An 8,734-nucleotide genomic window follows, 5' to 3' on the forward strand; every position below is an offset into this window, starting at 1 on the left:
TAAGATATTTTTTACAGAAAACTCTACTCTTTTGCTTTTGCGTAAATGATATATCGTTTTGGTGCATTACCGACATAACGAAACGGATAACAGGTCGTTACGATTAGTTCCTCCTCGTTATTTTGTAAGGTAATAATACTTGTATCATCGGCTTTTACAATTTTTGTATGGGTAATTTCATAATTAAAATTACCATATGGCATTTGCAGCCTGAGGAAATCGCCGATTTTCAGCTCGCCCAATTTTCGGAATACCGTATCCCGGTGCCCTGATAAGACAATTTGTCCATTATCGCCTGGAAAATAGGAGCCTTTATAATGACCGACACCTTTTTCAAGATCATCCGGATTTGTCCCCTCAACAATCGCTAATTCTGCTTTGATTTTTGGTATCGTTAACAGACCGACTGTATCTCCCATTTCTGGCGGCGGGCTGTTTTTATCTCTTTTTTGCGCCGGTTCCCCGGACTGCCCCGTGATGATTTCCTTTGCTTTCTCAAGAGACGCCTTTGTTTGTATTTTTACATCTACCATTTGCCAGATTCCGATTCCTAGAAAAATCAGACCCGCTAGAATAATAATCAATGGAAGCTTTGATTTCACCTTTAAATACCTTCCTTTTCAATAGGGCATTGTTAGTAACAAGTATAACAAAATGTTTTGGAAAGAACCATTTAAGTATTCTTCGTCAGTAAACAACAAAAAACCTTCTTTCCCAAGAAGAAAAGAAGGTTTTATAAATTTTAGTCGTGATCACTGCCGAAGAAGTTTCTGAATGCTTGCATCGTAGCATCGCGGTTAACTGCTGCGATTGAAGTCGTAATCGGAATCCCTTTCGGACAGGCTTGCACGCAGTTTTGCGAGTTACCACAGCCCTGCATTCCGCCGTCTTCCATAAAGGCATTTAAACGTTCTGATTTATTCATTTCACCGGTTGGATGGGCATTAAATAAACGAACTTGGTTAAATACCGCTGGTCCCATGAAGTTGGTTTTGCTATTAACGTTTGGACATGCTTCTAAACAAACACCGCATGTCATACATTTTGAAAGCTCATAAGCCCATTGGCGTTTTTTCTCAGGCATCCGCGGCCCAGGTCCTAAATCATAGGTTCCGTCGATTGGAATCCATGCTTTTACTTTTTTCAAGGAATCAAACATTTTGCTCCGGTCCACTTGAAGGTCACGGACGACAGGGAATGTTCTCATTGGCTCTAAGCGAATTGGCTGCGTTAATTGATCAACAAGTGCCGAACAAGATTGACGCGGCTTGCCATTGATCACCATTGAACAGGCGCCACAAACCTCTTCAAGACAGTTCATATCCCAAGTGATTGGGGTAGTAGCTTGTCCCTTTGCATTGACAGGGTTTTTACGAATTTCCATTAATGCCGAAATAACGTTCATATTCGGACGATAAGGAATTTCAAATTCTTCCTCATATGCAGTAGAATTTTCACTATCCTGACGCATAATTATAAATTTTACCGTTTTACTTTCCGCCATCTTTTCCCACTCCCCTTTCTATTAATGTTTTTTCGTGTAATCGCGCTCGCGCGGTTTTATTAACGAGGTATCAACATCAGCATAATGGAATTCTGGAGCAGTCCTTGCATCAACAAATTTAGCCATTGTTGTTTTTAAGAATTCCTCATCGTTCCGTTTAGGGAAATCAGGCTTATAATGAGCACCACGGCTCTCATTCCTGTTGTATGCACCAATCGTAATGACGCGGGCCAATTGCAGCATATTTTGTAATTGACGAGTGAATGCTGCCCCTTGGTTGCTCCATTTAGATGTATCATTAATGTTAATGTTTTTGTAACGTTCCAAAAGTTCCTGAATCTTTTCGTCTGTTTTTAACAACTGATCGTTGTAGCGAACAACTGTAACGTTATCTGTCATCCATTCCCCAAGCTCTTTATGAAGGACATAGGCATTCTCAGTACCATTTAATGACATAATAGAATTCCATTTTTCTTCCTGCTCTTTGACATGACGGTCAAACACGGAAGATGATACTGCCTCAGAACTCTTCTCAAGTCCATCCACATATTTAACAGCGTTTGGTCCTGCGACCATCCCGCCGTAAACAGCTGAAAGCAATGAGTTTGCACCTAATCGGTTTGCACCATGCTGTGAATAATCACATTCACCAGCGGCGAATAGTCCAGGAATGGTTGTCATTTGGTCATAATCGACCCATAATCCGCCCATTGAATAGTGCACAGCTGGGAAGATTTTCATTGGAACTTTTCTTGGGTTATCGCCCATGAATTTTTCATAAATCTCGATAATACCACCTAGTTTTACATCCAATTCATGGGGATCCTTGTGAGATAAATCAAGGAATACCATGTTCTCACCATTAATTCCAAGTTTCTGACGAACGCAAACATCAAAAATTTCGCGTGTGGCAATATCACGTGGAACAAGATTTCCGTAGGCAGGATATTTCTCTTCTAAGAAGTACCATGGTTTTCCATCTTTATATGTCCAAATTCGCCCGCCTTCACCACGTGCCGATTCACTCATTAAACGGAGCTTATCATCACCAGGGATAGCAGTTGGATGAATTTGGATCATTTCGCCATTTGCGTAAGTAGCACCCTGTTGATACACAATTGATGCTGCAGAGCCCGTATTAATGACGGAGTTTGTTGACTTACCGAAAATAATTCCAGGACCGCCGGTTGCCATAATGACAGCATCCGCTGCAAATGATCTAATTTCCATTGTTTTTAAGTCTTGGACAACAACCCCGCGGCAGACGCCATCGTCATCAACAACCGAACCCAGGAATTCCCAGCCCTCATACTTTGTAACCAAGCCGTCCACTTCATGGCGGCGAACTTGCTCATCCAACGCATAGAGCAATTGCTGGCCAGTCGTTGCACCGGCAAACGCTGTCCTGTGATGCTGCGTTCCGCCAAAACGACGGAAGTCTAGTAATCCTTCAGGAGTACGGTTAAACATAACCCCCATCCGGTCAAATAAATTAATAATAAATGGTGCCGCGTCACACATCGCCTTAACTGGAGGCTGATTCGCTAAGAAGTCGCCACCATAAACGGTATCGTCAAAGTGGATCCACGGTGAATCCCCTTCACCTTTTGTATTTACTGCTCCATTAATACCGCCTTGGGCACAAACAGAGTGAGAACGTTTAACCGGAACTAACGAAAATAGTTCTACCGGTGTTCCTGATTCTGCAACCTTGATGGTAGCCATTAAGCCTGCTAAGCCGCCGCCGACTACAATCACTTTACCCTTACTCATTCGTGACTCACTCCCTCAATCAAAAATACTTATTTTTCCGATCTCAACTTGTGATATCAAAACTTTGAACTTTGATAACTGTCCAGCTTCCGCTTTTCTATTAAACAAATGCAATTAGTGTTTGAACAGCAATAAAAGCTAGAACAACAAAAACACCAATTGTCACATATGTAGAAATGACTTGTGAACGAGGTGACACAGTGATTCCCCAGCTAACTAAGAATGACCATAAACCATTGGCAAAATGGAAAATGGTTGAAAGAACCCCAACTAAATAGAAAACGAACATAAATGGTGATGATAGAATATCATGCACCATATCATAGGAAACCTCGGCTCCAAAAGCTGCAGCTATGCGGGTTTGCCATACATGCCACGCAATAAAAATCAGTGTAATCACGCCTGATATACGCTGCAGTAAGTACATCCAGTTCCTGTATGTACCATACCTGTTGACATTGCTATTTGCGGTAAAAGCAATATAAAGTCCATAAATTGCATGAAATAGAATTGGTAAATAAATTACTACAGTCTCCAGAACAATCCGGAAAGGCAGATTTCCCATAAAATCTGCAGCCTTATTGAAGGATTCCGGTCCTCCTGTAATAAAATGGTTGACTACAAGATGCTGCACCAGGAATAATCCGATTGGAATAACGCCCAGCAATGAATGCAATCTGCGATTAACAAACTCTCGATTACCCGCCATTTTTTTACCCCCCTTTAATTTGTGAAAAATGATGTTAAGTTTCTACACTCTGTTATTCCCCTTCAAGAAAACCAAAGCATCACTGTGACAATAATGTGACATGTCCATTTTACTCCCAACATCAGGGAGCGTCAAGAAAACGGATACACAATTCTTTACTAAAAATAAAAATTTTTAAAATATATTGATATTATTATGGATTGGTATTTCTCTCCAATGTTTCACCGGATTATTTGATATTAACTAACATTCATTCTTTTTAATTGCCAACTTCTTACTGTAGGGATTTTCGTCTGTAAGGAAAAGATAATTATGATGGGAAACAAGTAAAAATATCGCAAAATAATAAAGTCATCTATTATATTTTCAAGGTTAACGGTTCTGAAATTAAACACAAATTGATATAATAGAATAATAGAAAGAGGGGAAACATGTGAAAGAAAGCCAAGTTGTTGATCAAAATCTAAATACTGCAGAACCAAGAACCATCACCATGTTCGGTTATGAAATAATCAGGGAAATCCTTTTACCTGAGATTCTAGGGAAAGATACCCCGGAAATCTTGTATTGGGCGGGAAAACTGCTAGCACGAAAATTCCCATTACCTGATTATGATAAAGTCATCGAATTTTTCGCTAATGCTTCATGGGGCCAGCTAGAAATAAAAAAGGAAAATAAAAATGAAATTGAGTTTGAACTAATCAGCCCTTTATTCGTGTCTCGTGTGAAATCAAAAGCAGAGAACTTTTTCCAGCTTGAAGCAGGCTTCCTTGCCCAGCAAATCCAAATGCAACAAGAAGTCATCGCTGAAACCTTTGAGCACCCAGTCAAAAAATCTAATAAAGTCCAATTCACCGTCAAATGGGATAACAAAGACCGAATTTAATTCCACGGTTCATTTTCAAGGTGTCAGGCACCGTCCCTTTCGGACGGTGCCTGACACCTTTTTCTAATTATTCCCAAGTTCAAATGCTTTGTGCAGGGCTTCTACTGCTTTTAGCATGTTTTTTTCTTCGACTACTGCTGAGACTTTAATTTCTGATGTGCTGACCATTTTGATTTGGATATTATTATTTGCTAGTACTTCGAACATTTTTGCTGCCACACCTGGGTTTGAAATCATACCAGAGCCTACGATTGATACTTTAGCTAATTTGTTTTCTGCATCGAGCTGCTCATAACCGAGCACGCCTTTATTATCTTCAAGTACATTTAATGTCTCAACCCAATCATTTGTATGTATGGAAAACGACAAATTGGCTGTTCCAGCTTCCGTTGTACTTTGGATAATAATGTCAACGTTAATATTATTTTGTGCAAGCGTGGTAAAAATTGTTGATAAACATGTTAGTGAATTGGTGAGACCTAATACGGTAACTCTCGTGATTTCATCTTCAAATGCGACACCGCGGACTACTAGATTTTGTTCCATTGCTGCTTCCCCCTCAATGACTGTTCCTTCGATTTTCTCCATACTTGAACGAACCTCAAGTTTGACCTGATAGTTTTTGGCAAACTCCACTGCCCTTGGATGCAGTACACCCGCACCTAAATTAGCGAGCTCGAGCATCTCATCATATGAAACAGATAGTAATTTACGTGCATCTTTCACATACCTTGGATCGGTTGTGAACACTCCGGTCACATCGGTGTAAATATCGCACTTATCTGCTTTTAGGGCCGCCGCCAATGCTACTGCTGTTGTATCAGAGCCGCCGCGGCCAAGCGTGGTGATTTCGCCGTCTTCTGTTATCCCCTGGAATCCGGCAACAATGACGACTTTACCCGCCGTTAGCTGGGTCTTGATGGCATCCGTATTCATTTTCGTGATTCTTGCGTTTCCATGGACTGGTTCAGTTACAATTCCTGCCTGCCAGCCCGTAAAAGAAACCGCATCCATACCTTGTTGATTTAAGGCCATTGATAATAGCGAAATTGTCACTTGCTCACCGGTAGAAAGGAGCATATCCATATCCCGCTTATTTGGCTGAGGCGATATTTCTTTTGCCAAGCCGACAAGCTGATCGGTCGATTTTCCCATTGCGGAAACGACGACAACGACATTATTGCCTCTTTCTATCTCCTCTTTCACACATGCTGCCACATTTAAAATTTTGTTTACACTACCGACGGAGGTTCCCCCGAATTTTTGTACAATAAGCCCCATACCTGACTTCTCCCTCTTTCAAATGAATACTTTATTTTTCCCCATTAACGCAAAAAAGCAATGAGAAGGGCATCTCATTGCTTCGTAAACACAAAAAAATATTGCGCACACAATGTAAGATAGCTCTCCAAGACAGACGTCTTGACAATCCGGTATTTATTCAACACAGGACCAGCAAAGAAAGAAATGAGATCTTCTTTACTTCGGCGAACCTTCCCTTTCATGATTCTTCTCAGAAGCTCATCCTTCTCAGAACCACTACTCTTGAAGCTCGCACCTCTACCTTCACTTTAATACGTAAAAGTGATAGTAAATTAAATTTTCATTTATTATAGCATGTTCTTTTTTTTCTGACAATCATTCCGCATGAAATTTATTGATTAACTCTTGTGCGACATTTATTGGTATTCCAAGTGCTGTGAATTCCTCCACGCCAGCTTCTTTCATTTTTTTCACTGAGCCAAACTGTTTTAACAAAAGTTTTTTCCGTTTCTCACCAATGCCTGGAATATCATCCAGTAACGATTGAAAGGCGCTTTTTCCGCGAAGCTGGCGGTGGAAGGTTATCGCAAAGCGGTGGACTTCATCCTGAATTCTTTGGAGCAAATAAAACTCCTGGCTGTTCCTTGCCAGCGGAACAATTTCCAACGGATTTCCATATAGGAGCTGGGAGGTTCGATGTTTTTCATCCTTCACAAGCCCTGAAAGCGGGATATCTAAGCCCAATTCATTTTCTAGCACATCCCTAACTGCCTCCACATGCCCTTTTCCACCATCTATTATAATTAAATCCGGCAGCGGCAGTTCCTCCTTTAAGGCCCGCGAATACCTCCTTCTTGTCACTTCCCGCATTGATTCATAATCATCTGGGCCCTTAACCGATTTTATTTTATATTTGCGATATTCTCGACTGTTTGCCTTCCCATCGATAAAAACAACCATCGCCGACACGGGGTCGGTCCCTTGAATATTGGAGTTATCAAATGCCTCAATCCGGTGAGGGGTATAGATTCCTAAAAGCTCGCCTAGGGTTTCTACCGCTTTTATTGTCCTATCCTCGTCCTTTTCAATTAAAGAAAACTTTTCATTTAGAGCAATTTTGGCATTTTTTATTGCCATTTTCACGAGGTCTTTTTTCTGCCCTCGCTGCGGCTGTAGAACTTTTACCTTCAATAGCTGTTCTGCTAGGCTTAGGTCTACTTCATCCTGTATTAAAATTTCCTTTGGTTTAAAGTGATTGGCTTTGGAATAGAATTGCCCAAAGAACGTCAAGATTTCTTCCTCCGGCTCGTTATAAATAGGAAACATGGAGACATCCCGTTCGATAAGCTTTCCTTGGCGGACAAAAAAGACCTGGACACACATCCAGCCTTTATCGACTGCATAGCCAAACACATCACGATCAGTGAAATCGGTCATCGTAATTTTTTGTTTTTCCATGATGGTTTCAATATGGATAATTTTATCGCGAAATTCCTTTGCCCGTTCGAAATCCAACTCTTCAGCAGCAGCGGTCATTTTTTCAGTGAGCTCTTTTTTTATTTCCTTATAACCGCCATTTAAGAAGCGAGTAATTTCGTCGGTCATTTGTTTGTATTGTTCTTCAGCAACTTCATTGACACACGGTGCCAGGCACTGCCCTAAATGGTAGTACAGACAGACGCGGTCGGGAAGCGTCGAACATTTGCGCAACGGGTAAATCCGGTCAAGCAGTTTTTTTGTTTCATTGGCTGCCGTAACATTTGGATAGGGACCAAAGTATTTGCCTCTGTCCTTTTTTACTTTTCTTGTGATGATTAATTTCGGATGTCTTTCCGCAGTCAGCTTTATAAACGGATAGGTTTTGTCATCCTTTAGCATGATATTGTATTTTGGGTCGTATTTTTTGATTAGGTTCAATTCCAGCAAGAGTGCTTCGATGTTTGAAGAGGTTACGATGTATTCAAAGTCTTCGATTTCGTTTACAAGCCTCAACGTCTTGCCATCATGCGAGCCGGTAAAATAAGAGCGTACACGATTTTTTAATACTTTTGCTTTCCCTACATAAATGATTGTCCCTTGACGGTCTTTCATTAAGTAGCAGCCAGGCTGATCCGGCAGCAGTGTCAGTTTTTGCTTGATAATTTCATTCATTTCCGGCCACTCCCATCCGTCTTTTTTTATCTATCTTATAAAATATTAATGCAAACGGCTAATAAAGGGAAGTGGGAGGTTTTGCAAAAAAATGATAATCGGTTTTGATTCAGTGTCCGGGGAGCTTGCCTTTCTCTTTTTGGTCAATGGGCCCGTTTCCTTTTTCCCTCTGCGCCACTTTTTTCTCTTTTCGGTTAATGGAGCCCCTTTCCTTTTACCCTCTGCGCCACTTTTTTCTCTTTTCGGTTAATGGAGCCCCTTTCCTTTTACCCTTTACGCCACTTTTTTCTCTTTTCGGTCAATGGAGCCCCTTTCCTTTTACCCTTTGCGCCACTTTTTTCTCTTTTCGGTCAATGGAGCCCCTTTCCTTTTACCCTCTGCGCCACTTTTTTCTCTTTTCGGTTAATGGAGCCCCTTTCCTTTTACCCTTTACGCCACTTTTTTCTCT

The 8,734-nt window shown here is 41.0% G+C and carries 7 protein-coding genes and 1 riboswitch; of the genes, 1 reads left to right on the plus strand and 6 read right to left on the minus strand.

The features are described from left to right. Positions 1-23: 23 nt before the first annotated feature. The 4 genes from ACFVSW_RS11715 to ACFVSW_RS11730 form a co-directional block, all read right to left on the minus strand. Positions 24-602, minus strand: a complete 579-nt coding sequence (locus ACFVSW_RS11715; protein ID WP_387316005.1) for a class D sortase — start codon at positions 600-602, stop codon at positions 24-26. A 140-nt stretch (positions 603-742) separates the two neighbouring features. Next, positions 743-1,504 (minus strand): succinate dehydrogenase iron-sulfur subunit, encoded by a 762-nt coding sequence (sdhB, locus tag ACFVSW_RS11720; RefSeq protein ID WP_387316007.1) that lies wholly within the window; start codon positions 1,502-1,504, stop codon positions 743-745. Positions 1,505-1,525: 21 nt separating this feature from the next. Next, positions 1,526-3,277, minus strand: a complete 1,752-nt coding sequence (gene sdhA, locus ACFVSW_RS11725; protein ID WP_387316009.1) for a succinate dehydrogenase flavoprotein subunit — start codon at positions 3,275-3,277, stop codon at positions 1,526-1,528. Positions 3,278-3,377: 100 nt separating this feature from the next. Further along, a complete protein-coding gene (locus tag ACFVSW_RS11730; protein ID WP_387316011.1) occupies positions 3,378-3,986 on the minus strand; it encodes a succinate dehydrogenase cytochrome b558 subunit in 609 nt (202 codons plus the stop codon). 433 nt (positions 3,987-4,419) lie between these two features. Here ACFVSW_RS11730 and ACFVSW_RS11735 point away from each other — a divergent pair, with 433 nt between their 5' ends. Then, complete coding sequence (locus tag ACFVSW_RS11735) at positions 4,420-4,872, plus strand: YslB family protein (protein WP_387316014.1); 453 nt, start codon at positions 4,420-4,422, stop codon at positions 4,870-4,872. Between the two features lie 63 nt (positions 4,873-4,935). Here the strand turns inward: ACFVSW_RS11735 and ACFVSW_RS11740 are convergent, their stop codons facing one another. Together ACFVSW_RS11740 and uvrC are read right to left on the minus strand one after the other, a co-directional pair. Continuing rightward, the gene (locus tag ACFVSW_RS11740; protein ID WP_387316016.1) at positions 4,936-6,153 is read right to left on the minus strand and encodes an aspartate kinase; all 1,218 of its coding nucleotides are present in this window, start codon (positions 6,151-6,153) and stop codon (positions 4,936-4,938) included. A gap of 112 nt (positions 6,154-6,265) precedes the next feature. Continuing rightward, a riboswitch (Lysine riboswitch) is annotated at positions 6,266-6,443 on the minus strand. 67 nt (positions 6,444-6,510) lie between these two features. Then, the gene (gene uvrC / locus ACFVSW_RS11745; protein ID WP_387316018.1) at positions 6,511-8,286 is read right to left on the minus strand and encodes an excinuclease ABC subunit UvrC; all 1,776 of its coding nucleotides are present in this window, start codon (positions 8,284-8,286) and stop codon (positions 6,511-6,513) included. Positions 8,287-8,734 lie beyond the last annotated feature (448 nt).

Source organism: Neobacillus sp. NPDC058068 (assembly GCF_042885335.1).
Taxonomy (GTDB): domain Bacteria; phylum Bacillota; class Bacilli; order Bacillales; family Cytobacillaceae; genus Neobacillus.